This window comes from Mesorhizobium sp. M7A.F.Ca.US.005.03.1.1 (genome assembly GCF_003997975.1).
GTDB lineage: Bacteria > Pseudomonadota > Alphaproteobacteria > Rhizobiales > Rhizobiaceae > Mesorhizobium > Mesorhizobium ciceri.
Map to the genome: position 1 here is coordinate 122,151 of NZ_RZRO01000006.1, position 25,646 is coordinate 147,796.

General features: G+C 63.0%; 29 protein-coding genes. 15 read left to right on the forward strand and 14 right to left on the reverse strand.

The genetic code is table 11. The features are described from left to right. Window positions 1-39: 39 nt before the first annotated feature. The 4 genes from EN990_RS04925 to EN990_RS04940 all read right to left on the reverse strand — a co-directional run bounded on the left by EN990_RS04925 (window position 40) and on the right by EN990_RS04940 (window position 4,274). The gene (locus EN990_RS04925; RefSeq protein ID WP_023810655.1) at window positions 40-807 is read right to left on the reverse strand and encodes an ATP-binding cassette domain-containing protein; all 768 of its coding nucleotides are present in this window, start codon (window positions 805-807) and stop codon (window positions 40-42) included. Between the two features lie 2 nt (window positions 808-809). Next, window positions 810-1,886 carry an ABC transporter permease gene (locus tag EN990_RS04930; RefSeq protein ID WP_013528362.1) on the reverse strand — a complete coding sequence of 359 codons (1,077 nt, stop codon included), beginning with the start codon at window positions 1,884-1,886 and terminating at the stop codon, window positions 810-812. Between the two features lie 114 nt (window positions 1,887-2,000). Beyond that, window positions 2,001-2,942 (reverse strand): sugar ABC transporter substrate-binding protein, encoded by a 942-nt coding sequence (locus tag EN990_RS04935; RefSeq protein ID WP_024502009.1) that lies wholly within the window; start codon window positions 2,940-2,942, stop codon window positions 2,001-2,003. Window positions 2,943-3,242: 300 nt separating this feature from the next. After that, window positions 3,243-4,274 (reverse strand): LacI family DNA-binding transcriptional regulator, encoded by a 1,032-nt coding sequence (locus EN990_RS04940; protein WP_127388247.1) that lies wholly within the window; start codon window positions 4,272-4,274, stop codon window positions 3,243-3,245. A 170-nt stretch (window positions 4,275-4,444) separates the two neighbouring features. Between EN990_RS04940 and EN990_RS04945 the strand changes: the two genes are divergently transcribed. From EN990_RS04945 to EN990_RS04955, 3 genes are all read left to right on the forward strand, one after another. Beyond that, window positions 4,445-5,536: a fatty acid desaturase family protein gene (locus tag EN990_RS04945; RefSeq protein ID WP_024502008.1), complete on the forward strand. Its 1,092-nt coding sequence runs from the start codon at window positions 4,445-4,447 to the stop codon at window positions 5,534-5,536. Between the two features lie 88 nt (window positions 5,537-5,624). Next, on the forward strand, window positions 5,625-5,939 hold the full coding sequence (locus EN990_RS04950) for a MocE family 2Fe-2S type ferredoxin (protein WP_027161041.1): 315 nt from the start codon (window positions 5,625-5,627) through the stop codon (window positions 5,937-5,939). Further along, on the forward strand, window positions 5,936-7,174 hold the full coding sequence (locus tag EN990_RS04955; RefSeq protein WP_164766082.1) for an FAD-dependent oxidoreductase: 1,239 nt from the start codon (window positions 5,936-5,938) through the stop codon (window positions 7,172-7,174). The genes EN990_RS04950 and EN990_RS04955 overlap by 4 nt, the downstream gene beginning before the upstream one ends. A gap of 119 nt (window positions 7,175-7,293) precedes the next feature. Here EN990_RS04955 and EN990_RS04960 read toward each other — a convergent pair whose 3' ends face one another. The 6 genes from EN990_RS04960 to hslV form a co-directional block, all read right to left on the reverse strand. Next, window positions 7,294-8,253 carry a DUF1402 family protein gene (locus tag EN990_RS04960; RefSeq protein ID WP_127388249.1) on the reverse strand — a complete coding sequence of 320 codons (960 nt, stop codon included), beginning with the start codon at window positions 8,251-8,253 and terminating at the stop codon, window positions 7,294-7,296. A 231-nt stretch (window positions 8,254-8,484) separates the two neighbouring features. Then, window positions 8,485-9,795, reverse strand: a complete 1,311-nt coding sequence (hslU, locus tag EN990_RS04965) for an ATP-dependent protease ATPase subunit HslU (protein ID WP_024502005.1) — start codon at window positions 9,793-9,795, stop codon at window positions 8,485-8,487. Between the two features lie 4 nt (window positions 9,796-9,799). Beyond that, window positions 9,800-10,345: a DUF2585 domain-containing protein gene (locus EN990_RS04970; RefSeq protein ID WP_224618702.1), complete on the reverse strand. Its 546-nt coding sequence runs from the start codon at window positions 10,343-10,345 to the stop codon at window positions 9,800-9,802. A 106-nt stretch (window positions 10,346-10,451) separates the two neighbouring features. Then, a complete protein-coding gene (locus EN990_RS04975) occupies window positions 10,452-11,612 on the reverse strand; it encodes a hypothetical protein (RefSeq protein ID WP_127369767.1) in 1,161 nt (386 codons plus the stop codon). Continuing rightward, window positions 11,609-12,124 (reverse strand): GNAT family N-acetyltransferase, encoded by a 516-nt coding sequence (locus tag EN990_RS04980; protein WP_127369768.1) that lies wholly within the window; start codon window positions 12,122-12,124, stop codon window positions 11,609-11,611. Before EN990_RS04980 ends, EN990_RS04975 begins: the two co-directional genes overlap by 4 nt. After that, entirely contained in the window at window positions 12,114-12,665 is a 552-nt protein-coding gene (hslV, locus tag EN990_RS04985) for an ATP-dependent protease subunit HslV (protein WP_013528351.1), read from the reverse strand. Before hslV ends, EN990_RS04980 begins: the two co-directional genes overlap by 11 nt. Before the next feature lie 242 nt (window positions 12,666-12,907). On the opposite strand from hslV, the gene hisB reads away from it, so the two are divergent. From hisB to coaA, 9 genes are all read left to right on the forward strand, one after another. Further along, complete coding sequence (hisB, locus tag EN990_RS04990) at window positions 12,908-13,507, forward strand: imidazoleglycerol-phosphate dehydratase HisB (protein WP_024502002.1); 600 nt, start codon at window positions 12,908-12,910, stop codon at window positions 13,505-13,507. A 4-nt stretch (window positions 13,508-13,511) separates the two neighbouring features. Then, on the forward strand, window positions 13,512-13,988 hold the full coding sequence (locus tag EN990_RS04995; protein ID WP_127369473.1) for a DUF2628 domain-containing protein: 477 nt from the start codon (window positions 13,512-13,514) through the stop codon (window positions 13,986-13,988). 23 nt (window positions 13,989-14,011) lie between these two features. Beyond that, window positions 14,012-14,662: an imidazole glycerol phosphate synthase subunit HisH gene (gene hisH / locus EN990_RS05000; protein WP_127369472.1), complete on the forward strand. Its 651-nt coding sequence runs from the start codon at window positions 14,012-14,014 to the stop codon at window positions 14,660-14,662. Between the two features lie 86 nt (window positions 14,663-14,748). Further along, window positions 14,749-15,039: a DUF1330 domain-containing protein gene (locus EN990_RS05005; protein ID WP_013528347.1), complete on the forward strand. Its 291-nt coding sequence runs from the start codon at window positions 14,749-14,751 to the stop codon at window positions 15,037-15,039. Window positions 15,040-15,043: 4 nt separating this feature from the next. After that, complete coding sequence (hisA, locus tag EN990_RS05010) at window positions 15,044-15,787, forward strand: 1-(5-phosphoribosyl)-5-[(5-phosphoribosylamino)methylideneamino]imidazole-4-carboxamide isomerase (RefSeq protein WP_013528346.1); 744 nt, start codon at window positions 15,044-15,046, stop codon at window positions 15,785-15,787. Further along, entirely contained in the window at window positions 15,784-16,620 is an 837-nt protein-coding gene (locus tag EN990_RS05015) for an arginase family protein (RefSeq protein WP_063170994.1), read from the forward strand. The genes hisA and EN990_RS05015 overlap by 4 nt, the downstream gene beginning before the upstream one ends. Then, on the forward strand, window positions 16,617-17,411 hold the full coding sequence (gene hisF / locus EN990_RS05020; RefSeq protein ID WP_024501998.1) for an imidazole glycerol phosphate synthase subunit HisF: 795 nt from the start codon (window positions 16,617-16,619) through the stop codon (window positions 17,409-17,411). Before EN990_RS05015 ends, hisF begins: the two co-directional genes overlap by 4 nt. Window positions 17,412-17,481: 70 nt before the next feature. Beyond that, the gene (locus EN990_RS05025) at window positions 17,482-17,805 is read left to right on the forward strand and encodes a phosphoribosyl-ATP diphosphatase (protein WP_063170995.1); all 324 of its coding nucleotides are present in this window, start codon (window positions 17,482-17,484) and stop codon (window positions 17,803-17,805) included. Between the two features lie 24 nt (window positions 17,806-17,829). Beyond that, complete coding sequence (coaA, locus tag EN990_RS05030) at window positions 17,830-18,789, forward strand: type I pantothenate kinase (protein ID WP_013528342.1); 960 nt, start codon at window positions 17,830-17,832, stop codon at window positions 18,787-18,789. On the opposite strand, the gene EN990_RS05035 is transcribed toward coaA, so the two are convergent. The 4 genes from EN990_RS05035 to EN990_RS05050 all read right to left on the reverse strand — a co-directional run bounded on the left by EN990_RS05035 (window position 18,776) and on the right by EN990_RS05050 (window position 22,205). Next, window positions 18,776-19,405 (reverse strand): alpha-ketoglutarate-dependent dioxygenase AlkB, encoded by a 630-nt coding sequence (locus tag EN990_RS05035; protein ID WP_127369979.1) that lies wholly within the window; start codon window positions 19,403-19,405, stop codon window positions 18,776-18,778. The genes coaA and EN990_RS05035 overlap by 14 nt on opposite strands. A gap of 104 nt (window positions 19,406-19,509) precedes the next feature. Further along, entirely contained in the window at window positions 19,510-19,983 is a 474-nt protein-coding gene (gene lysM / locus EN990_RS05040) for a peptidoglycan-binding protein LysM (RefSeq protein WP_013528340.1), read from the reverse strand. 90 nt (window positions 19,984-20,073) lie between these two features. Continuing rightward, on the reverse strand, window positions 20,074-20,511 hold the full coding sequence (gene arfB / locus EN990_RS05045; RefSeq protein ID WP_027161031.1) for an alternative ribosome rescue aminoacyl-tRNA hydrolase ArfB: 438 nt from the start codon (window positions 20,509-20,511) through the stop codon (window positions 20,074-20,076). Window positions 20,512-20,594: 83 nt separating this feature from the next. After that, entirely contained in the window at window positions 20,595-22,205 is a 1,611-nt protein-coding gene (locus EN990_RS05050) for a phosphoenolpyruvate carboxykinase (RefSeq protein ID WP_127384674.1), read from the reverse strand. 343 nt (window positions 22,206-22,548) lie between these two features. Here EN990_RS05050 and EN990_RS05055 point away from each other — a divergent pair, with 343 nt between their 5' ends. From EN990_RS05055 to EN990_RS05065, 3 genes are read left to right on the forward strand one after another with little or no spacing between them, the layout of a single operon-like run. Continuing rightward, entirely contained in the window at window positions 22,549-23,250 is a 702-nt protein-coding gene (locus tag EN990_RS05055; protein ID WP_013528337.1) for a response regulator transcription factor, read from the forward strand. A gap of 20 nt (window positions 23,251-23,270) precedes the next feature. Beyond that, window positions 23,271-25,055 (forward strand): sensor histidine kinase, encoded by a 1,785-nt coding sequence (locus tag EN990_RS05060; protein WP_024501992.1) that lies wholly within the window; start codon window positions 23,271-23,273, stop codon window positions 25,053-25,055. Window positions 25,056-25,072: 17 nt separating this feature from the next. Then, on the forward strand, window positions 25,073-25,534 hold the full coding sequence (locus EN990_RS05065) for a hypothetical protein (RefSeq protein ID WP_013528335.1): 462 nt from the start codon (window positions 25,073-25,075) through the stop codon (window positions 25,532-25,534). Window positions 25,535-25,646 lie beyond the last annotated feature (112 nt).

Genomic DNA, 25,646 nt, shown 5'->3' on the forward strand with positions numbered 1-25,646 from the left:
TGTTTCGAGCGCGCCAGAAAACAGGATGACCATCCTGTTTTAGGCCGCGAGTTCCGCCTCCCCGGTCTTGGCGCCGGTGATGTAGGAGACGATGTCGTTTCCGTCGGTGTTCTCCTTGCGCAGATTGGCGACGATGCGGCCGCGCCGGAACACGACGATGCGGTCGCAGAGATCGAACACCTGGCGCATATTGTGGCTGATCAGGATCAGCGGCTCGCCATTGTCCTTGAGCGTACGCACGATGTTTTCGACCTGCGCGGTCTCCTGCACGCCAAGGGCGGCGGTGGGCTCGTCCATGATGATCAGCTTGGAGGCGAAGGTCGCCGTCCGGGCGATCGCCACGCACTGGCGCTGGCCGCCCGACATGTGGCGGATGGTGTTGGACAGATTGGGGATCTTCACCGCCGTGCGGACCAGCGCCGCCTCGGTTGCCTTGCGCATGTATTTGCGGTCGAGGATCGAGAACGGGCCGAGGTTGAACAAAACCTTCTCGCGGCCGAGGAACAGGTTCGACGGCACGTCGAGATCGTCGGCCAGCGCCAGATTCTGGAACACGGTCTCGATGCCCGCCGTGCGGGCCTCGATCGGCCCGGCAAAATTCACTTCCTTGCCGTCGAACCAGATCTGGCCGCTGGTGCGCTGCTCGACGCCGGTGATCTGGCGCACGAAGGTCGATTTGCCGGCGCCGTTGTCGCCCATGATGGCGACATGCTCGCCCTTGCGCAGCTCGAAGTTCGCGCCTTCCAGCGCATGCACGCCGCCATAGCGCTTGGTCAGGTTTTCGGTCTTCAGGACGATGTCTGACATGGTCATGCCCTCATTGCCCGCAGGCGTTGGCGCCACTGGTCGAGAACCACCGCACCGACGATGATCACGCCCTTGACCATCTCCTGGTAGTAGGCGTCGAGGCGCAGGAAGGTGAAGCCGGAGATGATGACGCCGAAGATCAGCGAGCCGATCACCGTGCCGATGATCGAGCCGCGGCCGCCCGACAGCGAGACCCCGCCGATGACCGCCATGGCGATGGCGTCGAGTTCGTACATCACGCCCATGCCGGACTGCGCGGTCAGGTTCTTGGAGCTCAGCACCACGGCGGCGAGCGCGGCGAGAATGCCGGCGATGACGTAGACCAGGATCTTGTGATTGGCGATCTTGATGCCGGACATGCGCGCGGCGTCCTCATTGGAGCCGATCGCGTAACAGTGCTTGCCGTACCTCGTATAGGTCATGATCAGCTGGAACAGGATGGCCAGCGACAGGAAGATGACGACCGGCATCAGGCCTTTGCCGATGCTGGCGAAACTCTCGGTGGGAAACGAGATCGGCTGGCCCTTGGACCACCATTTGGCGATGCCGCGCGCGGTCACCATCATGCCGAGCGTGGCGATGAACGGCGGAATGCGCGTGTAGGCGATCAGCGCGCCATTGACCAGGCCGGCGAAGAGGCCGCAGGCGATCGCCACCAGCAGCGGCACGATGACAGGCAGGTCGGTCCAGCCTTGCGCCAGGAACATCGCCTTGGGATTGGGGTTGCCGTTGACCGTCGCCACCTGGGCGAAGCTCATGGCGATCATGGCGGTCGCGCCGACGATCGAGCCCGAGGACAGGTCGATGCCGCCGGTGATGATGACCTGTGTCACGCCGATGGCGATGATGCCGACGATCGACACCTGCAGGATGATGATCTGCAGGCGCGCTTCGTTGAAGATGCCGCCGACATCGCTGCGTGTGTTGAACAGAAAGCTGTCGCCGAGAAAGATGCGGCCGATCAGTTCGAAGATGACGACGAGAATGACCAGTGCCAGAAAAACATTGAACTCGGCCGGCCATGTGCGCTTCTTCGCATCATAACCGACGCCGCCGACGCCATGAGATGTCTGTGCCACGTATTCTGTCCTCCATCAGCCGCGGTCGCCCTCGCGCCGTGCCGGCGCTGAGGGAGAGAGGGGAGCGGCGCTGTCTTGATCGAGAGCGCCGCTCCGTATCGAACCGCTGGCGGCTCAGTTCTTCTTCAGGAACTTGTCGATGTTGGCTGGTGTCACCAGCTGGAAGGGCACGTAGACCTTGTGCTCGACCTTCTCGCCCTTGGAGAGCTTGAGCGCCGCATCGAGAGCGCCGGCGCCCTGGCCGGCCGCGTCCTGGAACACAGTTACGTCGAGGTCGCCCGCCTGCATGGCCGCCAGCGCGTCCTGGGTGGCATCGACGCCGCCGACGACAACCGCCTTCATGTCGATGTTGCCGGCCTTCATCGCCTGGATGGCGCCGATGGCACTTTCGTCATTGTTGGCGATGACGCCATCGAACGGCTTGCCGGTCGACAGCCAGTTGGTCATCAGGTTCTGCGCCTCGTCGCGGTTCCAGTTCGACGTCTGCTTGTCGATGATCTTGATGAAGCTGCAATCCGGCGTCGCGATCACATCGTCGATGTCCTTGGTGCGCTGCACGGCGGCCTGGTTGGAAAGCTCGCCCATGATCACATAGACATTGGCTTCCTTCTTGCCGGCTTCCTTGAACAGGCGGCAGACTTCCTTGGTCTCGAGCGTGCCGGAATCGGCTTCGTTCGAGGCGACGAAGGCCTGGTTGTCGGGCAGCGTGTCGACGTTGACCGGCTCGCGGTTGACATAGACCAGCGGGATCTTGGCTGCGGCGGCGGCATCCGACATCGCCTGCGTGGCCGAAGTGTCGACCGGGTTGACGATGATGGCGTCGACGCCCGAAGCGGCGAAGTTCTTGATCTGGTCAAGCTGCTTGGCAACGTCGTTCTGTGCGTCCTCGACCTGCAACTCGACGCCGCTCATGCCCTTGGCCTGCTCGATCATGCCGTTGCGCAGCACGGTCAGGAAGTTGTCGTCGAACTTGGCCATCGACACGCCAACCTTGGCGGCCAGGGCGGATGAACTCATCAGCGCCGCGAAGGCGACGCCTAAAATCAATTTCTTCATTGTGTTTCTCCTCCACATATTGGTGTCCGGTTTCACCGATTTATCCGGAATCCCCGATCTCCCCGGGGAATCTCTCCCTGATGTCGTTTCTATTCCGGGTGACGCTTGCCGTTGGCTGGAACGTCAAACCCTCTGTTTGAAACAGATATTCCGGAACGAAAGAACCAAAATATACAGATGATGAAATATTTATTCCATTTCACATCGGGGCGTCAAGGGCGATTCCGCGGCCTGCGGGCCGATTTACGCATCGCTCTGATGGATTCTATCATTTGCCTCGGCACCTTGCGCGGCGGCTGGCTAGATGTTTTCCGGCAGATAGACGTCGAAGGGCAGAAAGGTCTGGCCCGGAGCGTTGGCGGCGCCGGTTTCGATGGCATGCGCCATCAGGTCGACGAGCTCACGGCATAAAGCGGCGAGCGGGGTCGAGATCACCATGGTGAGGATGTTGTCGGCGAGTGCCGCGCGCGACTCGGCGTTGATCTCGTTGCAGACGACCACCGGCATGGTCGCGGGCTTCGCTGCCCGCAGCGCCGAGACCGCGCCTTCCATGCCACCGCCGGCGACGTAGCAGCCGGCAAGATCCGGATAGCGCGCCAGAAGATCGATCATCGCGTCATGGGTCACCTGGTTGGCTTCCAGATTGACCAGCGTTTCAAGCACGCTGAACTCCGGCGCATGCTCGCGGAAGAAGGAGCGAAAGCCGATCTCGCGCAGCTCATGGCCGTGGAAGCGGTGGCTGCCGACGAAGAGGGCGACCTTGCCGGGCCGCTTGGCTGCCTTGGAGATCATCCATGCGGCGGTGCGCCCGACCTTGCGGTTGTCGAGGCCGATATAGCCCTCCCGGATGCCGGCGGCAAAGTCGGACAGCACCGAAAAGACCGGCTGTCCTCTCGCCTTCAAGGTTTCCACGACCGCTGTCAGGGTCGGATGGTCCGGACCGACAACGGCGATGGCCCTCGATTTCGCCGCCAGCCTGCGCATCTGGGAGGCGATCTCGTCGGGAGCCAGGGAGCTGGCGAAATCGATGCTCGCAACGCCGCGGAAGCGCTGCGATTGCGAGATGGCCAGTTCGAGTTCCCGCGCGAAGTCACCGTAGAAGGCATCGTTGCCCCGCAGCAGCAGGAAGCCCAGGCGGTACTCCGGCAACTCCTGGCGCATGCGCTGCTTGATAAGGCCGGCGGCGTGGTAGCCGATGTCGGTAGCGGTCTCGTAGACGCGGCGCGCTGTCTCTTCGCGCACCGGCAGCCGGTTGTTCAGCACGCGGTCGACGGTGGCGACACTGACGCCCGAGATGCGCGCCAGATCGGATATTGTCGGCCGCTTCACCATGCTTGCCTCGTCGGGTTTGCTCGAGCCCTTCGTACATCATCCTGATGGGAAATGATAGAAACTATCTTTATGATGTTGAGTCTATCATCAGTCGGCGTTACTTTGACGCCCGAAGCCAAGGGATTTCATGGCATTCGCTCTGGCGGATGCCTTTGCCGAGGGAGGCAATCATGTCCACTGCGCCGTCCCGGCGTGACTACAGCCTGATCGGCCGCGACGCCAAGCTCGCCGTCGAGACCGGCCTGTCGGCGGCCGAGTGGTATCACACCGACATACCGCGCAAGCAGATGAAGGAGCTGATGCAGCGCTCCGACGGGCCGGCGATCCGCGATACCGCGATCTGGTTCGCCGCCCTGATCGTCAGTGGCGCCGGCGGCGCCTGGCTCTGGGGCACATGGTGGTGCGTGCCGTTCTTCTTCGTCTATGGCGTGCTCTACGGCTCCTCGACGGATTCACGCTGGCACGAATGCGGTCACGGCACCGCCTTCCGCACGCAATGGATGAACGATGCGGTCTATCAGATCGCCTGCTTCATGATCATGCGCAATCCGGTGACCTGGCGCTGGAGCCACACGCGCCACCACACCGACACCATCATCGTCGGCCGCGACCCGGAAATCTCGGTGATGCGGCCGCCGGATCTGGTTCGCGCCATGCTGGGCTTCGTCGGCGTGCTCGACGCCTGGCATGCGATGAGCGATATGCTGCGCAACGCCGCCGGCACCGTCAGCGCCGCCGAAAAGACCTTCATTCCAGAACAGGAGCAGCCCAAGGCGATCCGCGTCGCCCGCATCTGGACGGCGATCTATGCCGCCACCGTCGGGCTGGCGCTCTACACCGGTTCGTTCCTGCCGCTGATGCTGGTCGGCCTGCCCAGGCTCTACGGCGCCTGGCACCATGTCATGGTCGGGCTGCTGCAGCATGGTGGCCTGGCCGACAATGTCACCGACCACAGGCTGAACAGCCGCACCGTCTACATGAACCCGATCAGCCGCTTCATCTACTGGAACATGAACTACCATGTCGAGCATCACATGTTTCCGATGGTGCCCTATCATGCGCTGCCGAGGCTGCACGAACTGATCAAGCACGATCTGCCGGAACCGACACCGTCGATCCTGGCCGGCTACCGCGAGATGATCCCGGTCTTCCTGCGCCAGCTGCGCAACGAGGACTATTTCCTCAAGCGCGAGCTGCCGCCGACCGCACGGCCATATCGCGAGGAATTCCACAACGACACTATCGCCGCCGCGGCGGAATGATCGTGCTTCCATCCGATCTAGACTGTTTATTTAACGCAATTCCGGACGGAAAACCGCTGCGCACTTTTTTGCTTTTGGGAGGACTTGAATGAGCGACTGGGTCGAGGCCTGCGCCACCGGCGACATAGACGAGGAGGATGTGATGCGCTTCGACCATGGCGGCCGCACCTTCGCCATCTATCGCAGCCCCGACGACGAGTTCTTCGCCACCGACGGCCTCTGCACGCATGAAAAGGTGCACCTGGCCGACGGGCTGGTGATGGACGACATCATCGAATGCCCCAAGCACAATGGGCGCTTCAACTACAAGACGGGTGACGCCCGCGGTGCGCCGGTCTGCGTCAATCTCAAGACCTATCCGGTCAAGGTCGATGCCGGCAAAGTCCTGATCCAGATCGGATGACCGATATGGCGGGGGGGATGCTCATCATCGGCGCCGGCGAATGCGGCGGGCGGGCGGCATTGGCGCTGCGCGACCTCGATTATCAGGGGCCGGTGACGCTGGTCGGCGACGAGCCGCATCTGCCCTATGAGCGCCCGCCTCTGTCCAAGGAGGCGATGGCCAGCGATGCGCCCGGGATCAAGGCGATCGCCAGCGACGCAATTCTGACCGAGAAGTCGATCCGGCATGTCCATTCCGTCCAGGCCGTCGCGATCGACCGCACGGCGCATACTGTGCGCCTGTCGGACGGATCGGTCCTGCCTTACGAAAAGCTCCTGCTGGCAACCGGTTCGACGCCGCGCAAGCTGCCGATGCCGGGCCTGGGTCCGCGCTGCGTCTATCTCAGAACCTTCGCTGATGCGCTCGCCATTCGCGCGCATCTCACCCCCGGCAACCGTATCGCCATCATCGGCGGCGGCTTTATCGGCCTCGAACTCGCCGCCGCGGCTCGCAAGCTCGGTGCCGCGGTCACCGTCATCGAGGCGCAGCCTCGCATCTTGATGCGCGGCGTGCCGGCGGAGGTCGCGGAAATCATCCATGAGGCGCATGTCGCCGAGGGCGTCGACATCCTGTGCGGCGACGGCATCGCGTCCATCGCCGACGATGGCAACGAGGTTCGCGTCACCCTTGCCGGCGGACGGGAGATATCAGCCGACCTCGCGATCATCGGCATCGGCGCCGTGCCGGTGACCGGGCTTGCGGCCGAAGCGGGGCTGACGATCGACAATGGCATTGCAGTCGATGCCGAGCTGCGCAGCAGCGATCCCGACATCTTTGCCGCCGGCGATTGCTGCTCGTTTCCGCTCGCCGTCTATGGCGGCCGCCGCGTGCGGCTGGAAGCCTGGCGCAACGCCCAGGAACAGGGCGCGCTGGCGGCCAGGAACATGCTCGGCGCCGGCGAGGCGCATGCGGCGGTGCCGTGGTTCTGGTCGGATCAATATGGTCTGTCCCTGCAGATCGCCGGGCTCTCCGACGAGGGCAAAAACACCGTGCGCCGCGATCTCGGCGACGGCGCCTTCATCCTCTTCCATTTGGCTGAAGACGGCAGGCTGGTCGCGGCCAGCGGCATCGGCCCCGGCAACGCGGTCGCCCGCGACATCAGGCTGGCCGAAATGCTGATCGCCAAGCGCGCCAAGCCGGCGCCGGAAGCGCTGGGCTCGCAGGACGTGAAGCTGAAGTCGTTGTTGGCGGCCTGAGCCTACGCTCCCCCTTTTTGGGGGCCGCTGCGCAGCTGCGGGATGGGAGTGCGGCACCGCCCCTAACCTTCGGTCCGACCTGCCCTACAAGGGGCAGGTAAAGGCTCTGAACCCCAGCCCTAAAACAGCGCCTTCAGCTCCGGCAGTTTGTCGTTCACCAGCCAACCATAATAATTCTCTTCCGGCAGCTTTTCGGGCTCACCGGCGGCGCGGCGCCTGTCGTTCTCCGCCTTCAGGGCATAAGCGCGCTGCTCCGGATTGCCGACATTGTAGAGCGTGGCGGTCAGCCCGGGATTGCCCGAAATGTCGAAGCCGGCAATGCTTTTATAGGCATCGATCGATTTCCTGATCGTCGCGGCGACGTAGGGCAGCGTCAGGTCGGGATCCATGATGGTCTTGTAGACCGAATTGGGATCGCCGACGTCGAGCTTGGGCAGGCCCGAAACCTTGTGCACCAGATCGCTCATCTGCAGGGCGGTCAGCGGATTGAGCTGGCCGAGGCCGAAGGTCTGGCCGGCATAATAAGGCTGGAAGAAGGTGGCGCCGAAGCGGTCGTCGGGAAAGCTGGTCCCGCCGACCGACTTGCCGCGAAACGAACGGTTCCACACCTGTTCGCGGCATTCCCACAGATCGTAGCTGTCGGACATCCCCGTGCATTTCTTGAATTCCGGCCGCTGGACGAAGTCGGTGATGTCCTCGCCGTCATAGGCGAAGGACAGCTTGCTGGAGAGATAGGAGATCGCCTTGACATAGTAGGTCTGCAGCCGGTCATAAGCATCGACATTGTAGGTGTGCTCGCCGACGATGGCGCCGACGATGTGCAGGGGATCGATGCCGTAGGCGGCCGCCGCCTTCCTGATCTTGCCGCGCAATTCGGCGTCGTTCTGCAGCAGGGCATAGACCTTGCGGTACTTCGCCTGGAAGCTGGTGTTGGTCGCCTGCGTGCGCCGGCTGGAGGCGCCGGGAATGTCGGGCTGCACGGCATTGCGATTTCCCGGCGGCACCAATGTCGCTGCCTCGGCGGCGAACAGCGTCGCCGCCAGCGTCAAGCCGAGAATGACCAGGATCAGTTTTTTCATGCACCCGCCGCCCAAGCAATTCCAGGAAAAGTGTGAAACGGTTTTCCGGAATTGCGTCAACCAAGAGATCGAGAATTGCCGCGCAAACTAGGTAAAGCTCTTGGTCGAGTCGAGAGCGCCCCTTCACCCGGCAGGACGAAAGGTGGCCAGATGGTACCATCTGGCCACACATGATTTTGCTTGCCGGAAAATGTTGCCTGGACCGGCGCCGGAACGTTTCGGCGCCGTCGTTTAAAGGATGAACCGCGACAGGTCGGTATTCCTGGACAGATCGCCGACATGCTTTTCGACATAGGCGGCGTCGATAGTGACGCTCGTTCCGTTGCGGTCGGGCGCATCGTAGGAGATTTCGTCCAGCACCCGCTCCATCACCGTCTGCAGGCGCCTGGCGCCTATGTTCTCGACGCTGGCGTTGAGATCGACGGCGATGCCGGCGAGCGAATCGATGGCGTCTTCGGTGAAGGTCAACTCGACGCCCTCGGTCTTCATCAGCGCGATATACTGCTTGATCAGGCTGGCCTCGGTCTCGGTTAGGATGCGCACGAAATCGTCCTTCTCCAGCGCCCGCAGTTCGACGCGGATTGGCAGGCGGCCCTGCAATTCCGGCAACAGGTCGGACGGCTTCGAGACGTGGAAGGCGCCGGAGGCGATGAACAGGATGTGATCCGTCTTCAACGGTCCGTATTTGGTCGCCACCGTGGTGCCTTCGACCAGCGGCAGCAGGTCGCGCTGCACGCCTTCGCGCGAGGGCCCGCCGGAAATGTCCGATCTCGCCGCGATCTTGTCGATCTCGTCGAGGAAGACGATGCCGTCGTTTTCCGCGGCATCGAGCGCCCGGCGCACCACCTCGTCCTGATCGAGCAGCTTGTCGGACTCGTCATTGACCAGCAGGTCGTAGGACTCCTTCACCGTCGTCTTGCGCATCTTGGTTTTCTTGCCGCCCATCGCCTTCGACAGCATGTCGTTGATGTTCAGCACGCCGATATTGGCGCCCGGCATGCCGGGGATTTCAAATCCGGGCATGCCGCCGCTGCCGGTGTCGGCAACCTCGACCTCGATTTCCTTGTCGTCGAGCTCGCCGTCGCGCAGCTTCTTGCGGAAACTGTCGCGGGTGGCCGGGCTCGCCGTCTTGCCGACCAGTGCTTCCAGCACACGTTCCTCGGCGTTGACGTGGGCGCGCGCCTTGACGTCCTCACGCATCTTCTCGCGCACCAGGCCGATGGCGATCTCGACGAGGTCGCGGATGATCTGCTCGACATCGCGGCCGACATAGCCGACTTCGGTGAACTTGGTCGCCTCGACCTTGACGAAAGGCGCACCGGCCAGCCGCGCCAGGCGGCGCGAGATTTCCGTCTTGCCGACGCCGGTCGGCCCGATCATCAGGATGTTCTTGGGCATCACCTCTTCGCGCATCTGGCCTTCCAGCTGCTGGCGGCGCCAGCGGTTGCGCAAGGCAATGGCCACGGCGCGCTTGGCGTCCTTCTGGCCGATGATGAAGCGGTCGAGTTCCGAAACGATTTCGCGGGGAGAAAATGTGCTCATATCACTAAATTCCACTTTGCCACTGCTTGATGGCCTCGAACGGATGCAGCAGCATGATCACGTTGAGTGTCAGATTGTCCCGGATGAGGTAGCCGGTGCCGAGTTCGAAGATGATGGCGAGGCTGACGATCACCCATATAGGTAGCCTTCGCGCCATCACAAATCCCAGCACCATGGCCAGTGTGTCCGACACCGAATTGATGATGCTGTCGCCATAGTAATCGAGCGAAATGGTGCCGGCGCGGTAGCGGTCGATGATGAACGGGCTGTTTTCCAGCAGCTCCCAGCCGCCCTCGATGAAGACGGCGAACGCCAGCCTCAGGCCGATCGGCGAACGCGGGAACAGGAACCGCGCCAGCGCATAGAACAGGAAGCCGTGGATGATGTGCGAGAACGTGTACCAGTCCGAAATGTGCTGGGAATTCTCCGAACTGTTCACCACGCCATGCCAGAGCTTGACGTAGCCGCAGGTGCAGATCGGCGTCCGCCCCATGCCGTAGAGCGCCCCGGCCTGGAAGATGACCAGGGCAAGCACCAGCAGAAGCCCCATCCGCCAGCTGTCTTCGTAGGCCGAATAGCTGTTTTCCGTGGCCGGTGTCGTCATCGGTTCATTCCCCCTCGTTTCGCGTCGCCGTCTCGATCATCACAAAGCCCTGTCACGCCTTCAGCGGCGGCAGCCGGCGGATCACGGCCGCCGGCAAGGTGGGGTTGACCACAATCCGCCGGATACGCTGCCAGCCGGCCCCGAACAGAATAATCAGCGCGCCAACAACGACCAGGATCAAGGCAAAAGGCGGGATGCCCGTCGAATCGGAGGCGGAATTCACCAGATAATAGATGCCCAGCGAGCCGAAGTAAGCCAATGTAGGAACCAGAAGCGAACGGCGGTCTATGGCCAGCGCGACATAGAGGAAGCCAAGGATCAGAATCGTCAGCATGATGGTTGCATTGGCATCCGGCGCGATATGTCCGAATACGACGTTTTGGCCGGTTGCCATGATAAAGAGCGGATGCACCAGCATCGGCGCCGAGACGACATGCAGCCAGAAAGCGCAATCGGACCAGATCTTGCGTCGATCCCTGTCGTAAATGTCAAAAGCGACACCCGTTGCGAACACGATCAGGCCGCAGATCAGCGGCATGTAAAGGGCCGCGCGAAGCAATTCGGGAACGTCCTCGAGGCGCGGCGGCGCAATCGCGCCGGTTGTCACACTGTCATACAGGATTATCGCCGTTTGCAGGAAGGCAAGCAGTGTGAAGGCGATGGCGATGGTCCCGGCAATGATGGGGACGCGAAAGCGCCAGAAATAGATCGCCGCCGCGATTATTCCTCCGCCCAGGAACAGATATCCGGCCCGGGACGCCGTCTGGCGCAACGCCAATAGCTGCCAGATGGTTTCCGGCTTGCGTATGCCGAAGCTGGCCTCCACTTGCAGCGCCAGAGCGGCCAGAATGGCGGCCATGAAAATCAGGGCAAGCACGGACGACGATAGCTTCATCCGGTGCTGACGCGTGACGATTTCGGCGAGCCCCCAGGCGAAAACCGCGAGGATGCCGGCGATCCAGAATGTCTGGCCTGGAAGCAAGGTGGTGAGGACAAAGAAGAAGCCGGCGCTGAGCAGAACGGTTCCCACGGTGACGAACAGATCGTTGCCGCCGCCGACCAGCCGCAGGTTTTCCTCGTCACCCTCGTCACCGGCGGGCCTGGCCTCGGGGGCGAGAGCGACCGCGCGTTCCATGGCCTCCAACTGATCGCGCAAGGTCTGCGAGATCAAACCTTTCGCGACTGCCTTGTCGAGGGTTTCGGCGCTGATCAATTGGGCTCCTGCGTCGCGTCGCGCGCCATCAACAGGGCTGGCCCGTACTCCGATGTTCTGGTGTCAAAGGCAACAAAGCCGGCCTTTTCGTAGGCGCGGATCGCCCTGACATTGGCGGGATCCGGGTCGATGATGACGCGCGGAACACCTTCCTCGAAAAGCTGTTCGACGAATTGGCGCACGATCGCCGAGCCATGGCCACGCCCGACCAGCTCCGGCACGCCGATCGACACGTCGATGCCGAGCGTGCCGAACGGCTGGTCGGCGTAGGGGTGGTCGTCTTCCAGATGCGGATCGTAGCTCTGCAGATAGGCGATCGGCTTGCCGTCGAGCTCGACGATCAGCGGCTCGACGGAAATCGAGTCGATATGATCGCTAATCCCGGCGATTTCCGTCTCCGGATCGTCCCACCACTCTGCAACATGCGGCTGGGCAAGCCAGCCGGCGATCATCGGCAGGTCTTTCTCCGTCACCGGCCGAAAATCATAGGTCACCACCTCTTCAGGCGGCATCGAGCGTTTCGACGACGAAATTGTTGTTGGTGTAGACGCAGATGTCGGATGCGATCTGCATCGCCTTGCGGGCGATCTCCTCGGCATCCTTGTCGCTGTCCATCAGCGCGCGGGCCGCGGCCAGCGCGTAATTGCCGCCCGAACCGATGGCCATGACGCCGAATTCGGGTTCGAGCACGTCGCCGGTGCCGGTCAGCGCCAGCGAGACTGACTTGTCTGCCACCAGCATCATCGCTTCCAGCCGGCGCAGATAGCGGTCGGTGCGCCAGTCCTTGGCGAGCTCGACGCAGGCGCGCGTCAGCTGGTCGGGATATTGTTCGAGCTTGGCCTCGAGCCGCTCCAAAAGCGTGAAGGCGTCGGCGGTGGCGCCGGCGAAACCGGCAATCACATTGCCGCCCTTGCCGATGCGGCGCACCTTCTTGGCGTTGCCCTTCATGATGGTCTGGCCAAGGCTGACCTGGCCGTCGCCGGCGATCACCACCTTGTTGCCCTTGCGCACCGTCACGATGGTCGTGGCGTGCATGGTCAGTTCATTGGACATTTCTTGGGCTCCGAGCAGCGCCATCCCGATAAGGCGATTGGCGCGGTACGAGTAACTTTGATCGGCCATATGTATGCATGGGGCCGGTGATTGCAAATCGCTCTCTGGCAAGGCCGATACCGCTGCCAGAGGCAACTGGCAATCGCCGGATCATGCTGCTAGAAGGCTTTCGTTTTCAAGCTTGCGAGCGCTTGAAGCCTCTGAGCCGGTCACGATGTGAACCTCTGGACAAGGATAGAGTGATGCCGCCCCGTTCCGCCGAAGCGAGCCGTAAGACCAAGGAAACCGACATCTCCGTGTCGATCCATGTCGACGGTTCCGGCAAGTCGGATATCGCTACGGGCGTCGGCTTCTTCGATCATATGCTGGACCAGCTGTCGCGCCATTCCCTGATCGATATGACGGTCAGGGCCAAGGGCGACCTGCACATCGACGATCACCACACGGTCGAGGACACCGGCATCGCGCTCGGCCAGGCCTTGACCAAGGCGCTCGGCGAGCGGCGCGGCATCATGCGCTATGCCTCGATCGACCTTGCCATGGACGAGACGCTGACGCGCGCGGCGATCGACGTCTCCGGCCGTCCCTTCCTGGTCTGGAACGTTTCGTTCTCGTCGCCGAAGATCGGCACCTTCGACACCGAACTGGTGCGCGAGTTCTTCCAGGCGCTGGCGCAGAATGCCGGCATTACGTTGCATGTCACCAACCACTATGGCGCCAACAACCATCACATCGCCGAGACCTGCTTCAAGGCGGTGGCGCGCGCGCTGCGCGCTGCTCTCGAACGCGATCCGCGCCAGCCGGATGCGGTTCCCTCCACCAAGGGATCGTTGAAGGGATAAGGCCATGGCCACCTACGTCGTGATGGAACCGCCAGGCCGCAGCGAAAAGGCTGATGCGACGGCCTTTGTCCGCGATGGCTTCACCTGGCTGGGCCTCCTGGTGCCGCCGCTATGGTTCGCCTGGCATCGGCTGTGGATCGAAGCAGCACTTACCTTCGTCGTCATGGGCCTGCTTTCGATGCTGGGCCAGAAGCTCGGCCTTGGTCTGGCTGGGTCGCTGCTGTCGTTGCTGGTTTCGCTCTATGTCGGCCTGGAAGGGCAAGGCCTGCGCATCGCGGCACTTCGCCGGCGTGGTTGGCACGAGTGGGGCGCGGTCGAAGCCGGTTGGCTCGACGATGCCGACACACGCTATGCGCTGGAGGCGGAAGCGCTTGCCGATGAGGTTGTGCCGGCGCCGCGCATGGTCCCCGATGCTGCCTTCGCGCGGCCAGCGCAGCCGGGCATTGCGCTGGGGCTGACCCACATACCGGGAAGAAACTGACATGATTCCGGGAAGAAGCTGATATGCGGGTTGCGATCATCGACTACGGCTCGGGCAATCTGCGCTCGGCCACCAAGGCTTTCGAGCGCGCCGCGCGCGAAGCCGGCATCGTGGCGCAGATCGACCTGACGGCCGATGCCGAGCGGGTGCGCACGGCCGATCGCATCGTCCTGCCCGGCGTCGGCGCCTATGCCGATTGCGCGGCCGGCCTGCAGGCCGTCGAAGGCATGCGGGAAGCCGTCGAAGATGTCGCCATCGTCAAGGGCCGGCCTTTCCTCGGCATCTGCGTCGGCATGCAACTGATGTCGCAGCGCGGCCTTGAAAAGACAATTACCGAGGGCTTCGGCTGGATATCGGGCGACGTCAAGGAGATCATGCCTTCCGATCCGGCGCTGAAGATCCCGCAGATCGGCTGGAACACGATCGAACTCAAACGCCAGCATCCACTGTTTGCCGGCATTCCCACCGGGACCAACGGGCTGCACGCCTATTTCGTGCACTCCTACCACCTCGATGCGCGCAAGCCGGACGAAGTGCTGGCGGTCGCCGATTATGGCGGCCCGGTGACGGCGGCCGTCGCCCGCGACAATCTCGTCGGCACGCAATTCCACCCGGAAAAGAGCCAGGCGCTGGGCCTCGCCCTGATCACCAATTTCCTGCGCTGGAGGCCCTAGAGCATGATCCCGAAAAGTGGACCCCGGTTTTCTCGGACAAACGGTCCCGTTTGTCCCGAGATCATGCTCAAGCAAAGGGGAAACCGATGAGCAAGAAGGGTTACTGGATGGCGATGGTCGAGGTGACCGATCCGGAAAACTATCCGCTATACATTGCCGCCAACAAAGCGGCTTTCGACAAATATGGCGCAAAATTCCTGACCCGCGGCGGTCAGTCGTCGAGCCCGGAAGGGTCGTCGGGCAATCGCCATGTCATCATCGAGTTCGAGAGCTACGCGGTCGCACTCGCCTGCTTCCATTCGCCCGAATACCAGGCGGCGCTGAAGTTCCGACGTCTCTATTCGACATCGCATTTCGCCATTGTGGAAGGCGCCTGAACGGATGATCCTTTTCCCCGCCATCGATCTCAAGGACGGCCAGTGCGTGCGCCTGAAGCACGGCGACATGGCCACCGCGACCATCTACAACGATGATCCTGCAGCGCAGGCGCGGGCCTTCGAGCAACAGGGCTTCGAATGGCTGCATGTCGTCGACCTCAACGGCGCTTTCCAGGGCCAGAGCGTCAACAGCGCGGCGGTCGGCGCCATCCTCAAGGCGACGAAGAACCCTGTGCAGCTCGGCGGCGGCATCCGCACGCTGGCGCAGATCGAGGACTGGCTCGATCGCGGGCTGGCCCGTGTCATCCTCGGCACGGTGGCGGTGCGTGACCCGGACCTGGTCAGACAGGCCTGCAAGGCGTTTCCGGGCAAGGTCGCCGTCGGCATCGACGCCAAGGGCGGCAAGGTCGCCGTCGAGGGCTGGGCCGAGGCGTCGAGCCTCGGCGTCGTCGAACTGGCGAGGAAATTCGAGGGCGCCGGAGTCGCCGCCATCATCTACACCGATATCGACCGCGACGGCGTTTTGACCGGCATCAACTGGGACGCCACCATCGATCTCGCCGATGCCGTATCGATCCCGGTCATCGCGTCGGGCGGCCTCGCCTCGATCGCCGACATCGTGCGCATGACCATGCCCGATGCGCAAAAGCTCGAAGGGGCGATCTCCGGGCGCGCGCTCTATGACGGCCGCATCGATCCGGCCGAGGCCCTGGCGATCCTGCAGGGCAGGGCGGAGACGCGGACGTGAAAATCTCCATCATCCTGGCCTCCTACGACAGCGGCCATTACCATGGCGGCATGGGCCAGGGCCCGGACGCACTGATATCAGGCGGGCTCGTCGACGCGCTGACCATGGCCGGCCATGACGTTACGGTGGAAGACATCGGCAGGGTCGGAGACATCCAGGAGCGCGAGATCGCCACCGGCTTTGCTGTCTGCAACGCGGTTGCGACCGAGGTTCGCCTTGCCCGTGACGCCGGCCGGTTTCCCATCGTCCTTGCGGGAAACTGCCTGACATCAGCCGGTGCGGTCGCCGGCGAGGACGCCGATGCGATCATCTGGGCCGACCAGCATGGCGACCTCAACACGCCCGAGACATCGGCGTACGGGTTTCTCGACGGCATGGCGCTGGCGACGGTGCTTGGCCTGTGCTGGAGGCCGATGGCTTCGGCCATTCCCGGCTTCAAGCCGATCGATCCGTCGCGTTGCGTGCTCGTCAACGCGCGCGATCTCGATCCGGACGAGAAGCGGCTGCTGGAGACATTGCCGATCGTGCGGACGGAATGCTCCGGGGTGGCCCAGGCGACCGAAAGACTGAAGATCGCCGGCGCCAAACGCGTGCACATGCATCTCGACATGGACGTGCATGATCCCCGCGAGTTGCAGGCCAACCGCTATATCACTTCGGGCGGCCCGAGCCCGGAGCAGTTGCGCGACGCCACTTGCGCCATGGCGATTGCGGTGCCGGTCGTCGGCATCACCGTCTCCGCCTACGACCCGGCTTTCGACGCGCAGGCCGATGTGCCGCCGCTGGTCGGTCAATTGCTGAACGATCTCATCGCCACGATAGAGGGCCGCTGATGCTGAAAGCCCGTGTCATCCCCTGTCTCGACGTCAAGAACGGCCGTGTCGTCAAGGGCGTCAACTTCGTCGATCTCGTCGACGCCGGCGATCCGGTCGAGGCGGCCAAGGCCTATGACGCGGCCGGCGCCGACGAGCTTTGCTTCCTCGACATCACTGCTTCGTCGGACAATCGCGAAACCATCTTCGACGTCATCGCACGCACCGCCGAACAATGCTTCATGCCGCTGACCGTCGGCGGCGGCGTGCGCCAGGTCGCCGACATCAGGAAGCTGCTCTTGGCCGGCGCGGACAAGGTGTCGATCAACACGGCGGCGGTGAAGAACCCGGATTTCGTTGCCGAGGCCGCCGACAAGTTCGGCAACCAGTGCATCGTCGTCGCCATCGACGCCAAGAAAGTGTCCGCCACCGGTGAGGCCGACCGCTGGGAAATCTTCACCCATGGCGGGCGCGAAAAGACCGGCATCGACGCGGTCGAGTTCGCGCGGAAAATGGTCGATCGCGGCGCCGGCGAGATCCTGCTGACCTCGATGGATCGCGACGGCACCAAGGCCGGCTACGACATCGCGCTGACCCGCGCGATATCAGACGCCGTGCGTGCGCCGGTCATCGCTTCCGGCGGCGTCGGCACGCTCGACCACATGGTCGAAGGCATTCGCGACGGCCATGCCGGCGCGGTGCTGGCCGCGTCCATCTTCCATTTCGGTACCTACACGATAGCGCAGGCCAAGGCGCATATGGCCGCCGCAGGGCTGCCGATGCGGCTGGACTCTGTGAATAATCGGCCCTAAAGCATGATCCCGAAAAGTGGGAACCGGTTTTCGGAAAAGATCATGCCTAAACAAGCAGATAGATGGCGCCATGGCTGAGTTTTCGCTGTCAGATCTTGAAGAAACCATCAGGGAACGCGCCCATTCCGGCGACCCGGACTCGTGGACGGCAAAACTGTTCGCGCGCGGCATCGACAAGGCGGCGCAGAAACTCGGCGAGGAAGCAGTCGAGACGGTGATTGCCGCAGTCAAGGGCGACAAACAGGCCCTCGTTTCGGAAAGTGCCGATCTTATATATCATTGGCTCGTCGTTCTCGGCCTCTCGGGGGTTTCGCTGAGCGACGTGCTCAAGGAGCTCGAAGGCCGCACCCGGCGTTCGGGCATCGCCGAGAAGGCGTCACGGCCCAAGGGCTGACCGCGAGGAAGGGCAGGTATCTCGATGGATCAGCTCGCGCCGACCGAGAAGTATTCCCCGTTTCGCTTCTTCTCCGCCGAGCAATGGTCGCAATTCCGCGCCGACACGCCGCTGACGCTGAGCGCGGACGAATTCCGCCGCCTGCGCTCGCTCAACGATCCGGTCGATCTCGAAGAGGTCACGCGCATCTATCTGTCGCTGTCGCGGCTGTTGTCGGCTCATGTCGAAGCGAGCCAGCTGCTGTTTCGGCAACGCCAGGCCTTCTTCAACGCGGTCGACGTGGTCAAGACGCCCTTCATCATCGGCATCGCCGGTTCCGTCGCGGTCGGCAAATCGACGACCGCACGCGTGCTGAAGGAGCTTTTGGCGCGCTGGCCGTCGAGCCCCAAGGTCGATCTCATCACCACCGACGGCTTCCTGCTGCCCAACGAGGTCCTGCGCCGCGAGAACCTGATGGAGCGCAAGGGTTTTCCAGACAGTTACGATGTCGGCGCGCTGCTGCGCTTCCTGTCGGGCATCAAGTCGGCGCTGCCCGATGTCCGCGCGCCGGTCTATTCGCACCTCACCTATGACGTCATTCCCGGCGAGTTCGTCACCATCGACCGGCCCGACATATTGATCTTCGAAGGCATCAATGTCCTGCAGCCCGGCAAGCTGCCGCAGGACGGCAAGATCGTGCCTTTCCTGTCGGACTTCTTCGATTTCGCCATCTACATCGATGCCGACGAGAAGCTGATCCACAACTGGTACATTTCCCGCTTCATGCGGCTGCGTGAGACCGCCTTCCGCAATCCGGACTCCTTCTTTCACCGCTACTCGCAGCTGTCGGAGGGTTCGGCGCGCGCCATCGCCGAAGGGCTGTGGACCAACATCAATTTGAAGAATCTGCGCGAGAACATCCTGCCGACGCGGGCCCGCGCCGACTTGATCCTGCGCAAGGGGGCCGACCACCTGATCGAGGAAGTGGCGCTCAGGAAGCTGTGACGGCCGGCTTCGTCACCCGTCGCAATGTCAAATTGATCCGCCCACCGTTTTTCAGCAGTGCCGAGGTCGAGGGATAGATCCGATCGACGCCGTGAAAGCACAGCCGCCCCTCACCGCCGAGCACCACGACGTCACCGCTTTGCAGCCTGAACGACTTGGTGGCGCCATCACGCGTGGTCTGGCCAACCCGGAACAGGCAGTCGTCGCCGAGCGAGACGGAGACGACCGGCGCCGAAAAATCGGTCTCGTCGCGGTCCTGATGCAGGCCCATCTTCGCATCCGCCGTGTAGAAATTGATCAGGCACGCTTCCGGCGGATGCGGATAGCCCGAGACCTCGCGCCACAGGTCGAGCAGCGCATCCGGAATTGGCGGCCAAGGCTCCCCGGTTAGCGGATGCGCCGGCTGGTAACGATAGCCGTGCTCCTTGTCGGTAACCCAGCCCAGCGGCCCGCAATTGGTCATGCGCACGCTCATCTCCTTGCCGGTGCGCGGCATGGCCGGCACGAACAGCGGCGCCTGCTGCACGATCCGTCTCACCTCGTCGACCAGTTCTTCCTGCACGGTGCGTGACAGGTAGGCCGGCATGTGGCGGACGCCTTTGGGCAGAACGAGCACGGATTCGATCGCCTTTTGGATGGTTCGGAACCGTAAAATGTCACGATCAAATGAAAACGGCGACCCGAAAGCCGCCGCTCTTGTCGAATTGGCAGTAGCCTCGATTAGGCGAGGTCGGGGATGCGCAGCACCTGGCCCGGATAGATCTTGTCGGGATGGGTCAGCATCGGCTTGTTGGCCTCGAATATGACCGTGTTCTTGACGCCTTGGCCCTTGCCGTAGCTTTTCTCGGCGATCTTCCAGAGATTGTCGCCCTTCTTCACGGTGTAAAAGGTGGGCTCCTTGGCGGGGGCGGCGGCCGTGCCAGGTGCTGGCGCGACCTGTAATTCGTCCGCCTGCACCTTGGAGACGCCGAGCGTGTTGCCGACGGCGATGACCGCCTTCTCGAAAATCGACTGGTCCTTGACCACACCCTTCAGCACCGCCGTATCGCCGTTGACGACGACCTCGACGCCATCGGTGCCGAGCTTGTGCGAATCGAGCTCCTTCTTGAGTGTGTCGGCCGTGGGTGCGGCTTCGTCGTCACCGCCGATGCCCAGTTTCTTGCCGACACTCTTGACGAAATCGAACATGCCCATCGTTGGTCTCCATTGCTGTGGTGGGTGATCGCAGCTTGCCATCTGCAACCCAGAATTGGAAGCCACCCGCGCGTTGCAGCTTCGCGGTGCTTAATCGTTCTCCACCCGGCCGCGCAGCTTCTTGATCGTGCCGCGCCCGGCCTTGCTCTTCAGCCGCCGTTCCACGGCACCTTTCGACGGCCGCGTCTTCTTGCGCGGCGGCGGTGGCGGCTCGGCGGCCTTGGCGACCAATGCCGTCAGCCGTGCCCGCGCATCCGCCCGGTTCTGTTCCTGGGTGCGGAAGCGGCCCGCTTCGATGACGATGACGCCGTCCTTGGTGGCACGCTGGCCGGCAAGCTTGATCGTCCGCTCGCGCACGCGCTCCGACAGACCCGCTGCGTTGGCGGCGTCGAAGCGCAGTTGCACCGCCGTCGCCACCTTGTTGACGTTCTGGCCGCCGGGACCGGACGAGCGGATGAAATCCTCGTGCAGGTCGCCCGGATGGATCACCGCATCGCCTGATATGAAGATATTGTCGTCGCTCGCCATGCCGCAGTCATGGCGCGGCGGATCGAAAAAGAAAAGGCCCGATCGAACCGGGCCTTTCAACGAAGCTGAACCTTGTGGCGCGATTACTCCGCGGCTTCCTGCATGCGCGGCGCCGCACCCAGCACCACGGCGTCGACATGGCTTTCGAATTTCTCGAAATTGACGGCGAACATGCCGACCAGCCTTGCCGCCTGCCGGTCATAGCCGGCCTTGTCGGCCCAGGTGGAGCGCGGGTCGAGAATGGCGCTGTCGACGCCTCGAACCGCCACCGGCACCTCGAAACCGAAATGAGGGTCGGTGCGGAACTCGGCCGTCTTGAGCGAGCCGTCGAGTGCGGCGGCAAGCAAGGCGCGCGTCGCCTTGATCGGCATGCGCTTGCCGGTGCCGTAGGCGCCGCCGGTCCAGCCGGTGTTGACCAGCCAGCAATCGGCGCCGTGGCGGGCAATCAGCTCGCGCAGCAGATTGCCGTATTCCGATGGATGGCGCGGCATGAACGGTGCGCCGAAACAGGTCGAAAACGTCGCTTCGGGCTCGGTCACGCCCTTTTCGGTTCCGGCCACCTTGGCGGTGTAGCCGGAGAGGAAATGATACATCGCCTGCGCCGGGGTCAGCCGCGCGATCGGCGGCATCACGCCGAACGCATCGGCGGTCAGCATGATGATGTTCTTCGGATGGTTGGCGCGGCCGGTCTTGCTGGCGTTGGGGATGAAATCCAGCGGGTAGGCGCAGCGTGTGTTTTCGGTCAGCCTTCCGTCGTTGAAATCCGGCACGCCATCAGCGTCGAGCACGACATTTTCCAGCACCGTGCCGAAGCGCTGCGTGGTGGCGAAGATTTCCGGCTCGGCTTCCGCCGACAGCTTGATCGTCTTGGCGTAGCAGCCGCCTTCGAAATTGAAGATGCCGTGGGGTCCCCAGCCATGCTCGTCGTCGCCGATCAGCGTGCGCGAGGGATCGGCCGAGAGTGTCGTCTTGCCGGTGCCCGACAGGCCGAAGAAGATGGCTGCGTCGCCGGCCATACCCTCGTTGGCCGAGCAATGCATCGGCATCACGCCTTTCGCCGGCAGCAGATAGTTGAGCATGGTGAACACCGACTTCTTCATCTCGCCGGCATAGGAGGTGCCGCCGATCAGCACGATCTTGCGCGTGAGATCCACGGCGATCACCGTTTCAGCGCGGCTGCCGTGGCGGGCGGGATCGGCGCGGAAGGACGGCAGGTCGATGATCGTCATGTCAGGCACGAAATGCTCGAGCTCGGCGGCATCGGGACGAATGAGCAGATTGCGGATGAACAGCGAGTGCCAGGCAAATTCGGTGATCACCCTGGTCGGCAGCTTCAGCTCCGCATCGGCGCCGCCGATCAGGTCCTGGACGTATAGATCCTTGTCCGCGGCATGCGTCTGGAAATCGGCGAGCAGCGTGTCGAACTGGGCTTGTGAAATTGCCTTGTTGTTGTCCCACCAGACATGCGGTTCGGTGTCGCTGTTGCGGACGACAAACTTGTCCTTGGGCGAGCGGCCGGTATGCTGGCCTGTCTCGGCGACCAACGCGCCATGTGCGGTCAAGCGGGCCTCGCCGCGCCGGATCGAGTCCTCATAAAGAGCAGCCGCACCGAAATTATAGCGCACCACGCCGGTGGTTTTCAGGCCGATATGATCGATCGCGCAGGCGGAATTGCGTTTGCCGACTTCCGACATCGAGTGTCCCTCTTGGATTTGCCGCATCTTTGCCGGCACGTTCCCGGCACGCCCACTACGCGGGCTGAGATGGTCAGAACCAGAAAAGACGAATGATATCAAATCATTAATCGATTTAAATATTTTGAAAGTTGTTTAAATCGTTTATATGTGCAAAAAGTTTGGCGGTTGCCCAAAGGATTGGCGATGTACGTTCGTCCAATCCCTGTCGAGGTAGGATTGTGGCCGCCGGCATGCCGCGCGTGACAGCGGACAAGGCCTATGCCACATTTTGTACCTAATTTGTCCTGCAAAAGCCCCTTCTCTACGACAGAAGGGACAGCTCATGAGGGAGCCGCTTGAAATGGCAACAATCGCGCTTGTCGATGACGACCGCAACATTCTGACATCGGTGTCGATCGCCCTGGAATCCGAGGGGTATCGCGTCGAGACCTACACGGATGGTGCGTCGGCGCTGGAAGGCCTGGCGGCACGCCCGCCGAACCTTGCCATCCTCGACATCAAGATGCCGCGCATGGACGGCATGGAACTGCTGCGCCGGATGCGCCAGAAGTCCGACCTGCCGGTGATCTTCCTGACCTCCAAGGACGACGAGATCGACGAATTGTTCGGCCTCAAGATGGGCGCCGACGATTTCATCCGCAAACCCTTCTCACAGCGCCTGCTGGTCGAGCGCGTGCGCGCCGTGCTGCGCCGCGCCAGTGCCCGCGAGGCCGCCGCCAAGACACCCAGCCAGCAGGCCCGCTCTCTCGAGCGCGGCCAGCTCGTCATGGACCAGGAGCGCCACACCTGCACCTGGAAGGGCGAGCCGGTGACGCTCACCGTCACCGAGTTCCTGATCCTGCATTCGCTGGCGCAGCGTCCCGGTGTCGTAAAAAGCCGTGATGCGCTGATGGATTCGGCTTATGATGAACAGGTCTATGTCGACGACCGCACCATCGACAGCCACATCAAGCGGCTGCGCAAGAAGTTCAAGGCCGTCGACGACGACTTCGAGATGATCGAAACCCTTTACGGAGTCGGATACCGGTTCCGCGAAGCATAAGTAGCAGGGCCTGCTATTCGATGGCAGTGGAAGCACAGCGAACAAGACCGGCGGGCGCCTCCAGGCGGCCGTCGCGGATCATGCCGTCCTTCGTCTCGAAGATCACGGTGCCGATGCGCCGCTTCCTTGGCCATCACATCTTTTCCAGCCTGACGCGGCGTATCCTGTTCCTCAACCTTGCCGGCCTCGCCGTCCTGGTGACCGGCATCCTCTATCTCAACACCTTCCGCGACGGGCTGATCGACGCCCGCGTCGAAAGCCTGATGACCCAGGGCGAGATCATCGCCGGCGCCATCGCCGCTTCGGCGACGGTCGAGACGGATTCGATCAGCATCGACCCGGAAAAGCTGCTTGAACTGCAGGCCGGCGAAAGCCTGGGGCCGGGCTCCGACCAGCTCGACAATCTCGATTTCCCCATCAACCCGGAGCGTGTTGCCCCGGTGCTGCGAAGGCTGATCTCGCCGACCAGGACCCGCGCCCGCATCTATGACCGCGACGCCAATCTGCTGCTCGATTCGCGCCACCTCTATTCGCGTGGCCAGATCCTGCGCTACGACCTGCCGCCGGTCGAGGAAGAAGAGCCCGATCTGGTCGAGCGCATCCAGAAATTTGTCTTCGACTTCTTCCGCAACACCGAGCTGCCGGTCTATCACGAGCAGCCGGGCGGCAATGGCGCCGCTTTCCCGGAAGTGGTCAAGGCGCTCACCGGCAGCCCTTCGACCATCGTGCGCGTCAGCGAGCAGGGCGAGCAGATCGTTTCGGTGGCGGTGCCGATCCAGCGCTTTCGTGCCGTCCTGGGCGTGCTGATGCTGTCGACCGAAGGCGGCGACATCGACAAGATCGTCGCCGCCGAGCGCAAGGCGATCCTGCGCGTCTTCGGCATCGCGGCCCTTGTCACCGCCATCCTGTCGATGCTGCTCGCCTCGACCATCGCCAATCCGCTGCGCCGGCTGTCGGCGGCGGCGGTGCGAGTGCGGCGCGGCGTCAAGAGCCGTGAGGAGATCCCCGACTTTTCCGACCGCCAGGACGAGATCGGCAATCTGTCGATCGCCATACGCGACATGACCAACGCGCTCTACGCCCGGATCGAGGCGATCGAAAGCTTCGCGGCCGATGTCTCGCACGAGCTGAAGAACCCGCTGACGTCGCTGCGCAGCGCGGTGGAGACCCTGCCGCTGGCCAAGAACGACGATTCGCGCGGCCGGCTGATGGATATCATCCAGCACGATGTCAGGCGGCTGGACCGGCTCATCACCGATATTTCCGACGCATCGCGCCTGGACGCGGAACTCGCGCGTGAAGATGCGGGAACGGTCGATTTGAAGAAATTCATCACCGATCTGGTCGCCGTTTCGCGCGAAGCGACGCGCAACAAGAAGGCGGTCGAGATCGAGTTCAAGGCCGCCAAACTGCCGCAGGGCGTCAAAGGCTATGTCGTCGTCGGCCATGATCTGCGCATCGGCCAGGTCATCACCAATTTGATCGAGAACGCCCGTTCCTTCGTTCCCGAGGATCATGGCCACATCAGCCTGTCGCTGGCGCGTGCCGGCAAGTTCAACATCGTCACCATCGACGACAATGGCCCCGGCATCCGCGCCGACAACATCGACCGCATCTTCGAGCGCTTCTACACGGATCGGCCGGCCGGCGAGGCGTTCGGCCAGAATTCGGGCCTTGGCCTGTCGATATCCAGGCAGATCGTCGAGGCCCATGGCGGCACGCTCACCGCCGAGAACATCCCCGGCACCAAACCCGGCGAGATCAAGGGCGCGCGTTTTGTGGTGACGTTGCCGGCCGAAGGCTGAGAGCATGAATTCCAACCATGCCTGGTCCAGCCGTGCAGCCTGAAAACATTCACGCGACAATGGTTTTGATCGGCGAGCGCGGCATTCTCATCACCGGAGCCTCCGGCTCGGGCAAGACGGCGCTGGCGCTGGCGCTCATAGATCATTGTCGCCAGCGCGGATCGTTCGCGCGGCTCGTCGGTGACGATCAGCTCTTTGTCGAGGCGCATGCCGGGCGGCTTCTGTGCCGCGCTCCCGCCGCCATAGAAGGCCTCGTCGAGGTGCCTGGGCTCGGCCCCCGGCCTCTGCCATTCGAGCCGGCAGGCCTCGTCGACCTGCATGTCCACCTGGTGCCGGCCGATGAAGCGCCGCGCTTCCAGGAGGATGCCGCAAGCAGCATCGTGGGTTGTCTGGTGCCACAGGTCGATGTGGTCGAACGCAATATCCCGGCGGCCTTACCGGTCGTGATGGCGCGGCTGTCGATCGCGCCTTTTCTATGATCCGCTCCGGGTTTTTTGCTGCAATGCGTCAAAATGGCATGCGCCTGCGCAATTTTGGGCTTGTCAACGGGCCGCGCGTCGACAAGATAGCGCTCCCGCCGCCTGGATTGGC